This window comes from Micrococcus sp. HSID17227 (genome assembly GCF_003989405.1).
Classification (GTDB): domain Bacteria; phylum Actinomycetota; class Actinomycetes; order Actinomycetales; family Micrococcaceae; genus Micrococcus; species Micrococcus luteus.
In genome coordinates this window covers 1-1,183 of record NZ_RBLN01000405.1, presented here as the reverse complement: position 1 = coordinate 1,183, position 1,183 = coordinate 1, and the positions used below count along the sequence as shown (strand labels likewise).

At 76.3% G+C, this 1,183-nt stretch carries 1 pseudogene; it reads right to left on the bottom strand.

The features are described from left to right. Positions 1 to 1,183 (bottom strand): annotated as a pseudogene (locus D8M29_RS12250) (ATP-dependent helicase); the annotation flags it as partial.

The following is a 1,183-nucleotide window of genomic DNA, read 5'->3' as shown; positions in this document are numbered from 1 at the left end:
GGCGTGGCGCAGGAGGAGCGCGCGGCCGGGGCGCTCGAGCTCCGCCATCATCCCGGCGACGGCGGCCTCTTCCGCGGCCGACTCCGTCGCCCCTTCGGCCCGTGTGCGCCGCGCGGCCTCGGCCACGGACAGCGGCCCCAGCAGGCGCAGCAGGTCCGCCACGCCCTCGGCCCCGCGGGCGCGCCGGTCGGGTGCGAGCCGCTGCAGCTGGGCCTCGACCTCGGCGATGACCCCGGCGTCCAGCAGCTCGCGCAGCTCCTCCGTGCCCAGCAGCTCGGACAGCAGCGCCGGGTCGAGGGAGAGCGCGGCGGCGCGGCGCTCGGCCAGCGGGGAGTCGCCCTCGTAGATGAACTGGGCGATGTAGCCGAACAGGATGGACTGGCTGAACGGCGAGGGCGCCCTCGTCGTGACCTCCACGAGCCGGACGGCCCGTGAGGACACCCGCCCCGCGAGCTCCTTGAGCGCCGGGAGGTCGTAGACGTCCTGGAGCACCTCGCGCACGGTCTCCAGGATCACGGGGAACCGCGGGTGCTTCCGTGCCACGTCCAGCAGCTGCGCGGACCGCTGCCGCTGCTGCCACAGGGGGGTCCGTCGCCCGGGGTCACGGCGCGGCAGCAGCAGGGACCGGGCCGCGTTCTCCCGGAACCGGGCCGCGAACAGCGCGGACCCGCCGACTTCCGCCGTGACGATCTCGTCCAGCTCCTCGGCCGTGAACTCGAACAGTTCCGCGCCCGGCGGCTCCGCGTCCATCAGCGGGATGCGCAGCACGATCCCGTCGTCGGCCGCCATCGCCGCGCCCGAGCCGGTCTCCAGCCCGTACCGCTGCGCCAGCCGCGCCCCCACCGCGAGCGCCCACGGGGCGTGCACCGCCATGCCGTAGGGGGAGTGCAGCACCACGCGCCAGTCGCCGAGCTCGTCCGTGAACCGCTCCACCACGAGCGTCTGCTCGGTGGGCAGCACCCCGGTGGCCTCGCGCTGGTCCTTCAGGTAGGCCAGCAGGTTGTCCTGCGCCCACGGGTCCAGGCCCGCGGCGGCCAGGCGGGTGCGGCCGGCCTCGGGGTCCGCGTCCAGCTCGCGGCGGAAGCGCCCGACGGCGTCGCCCAGCTCCGCCGGCCGGCCCGCGGCGTCGCCCCGCCAGAACGGGAGCTTGCCGGGCTGCCCGTAGGCGGGCAGCACCAGGACA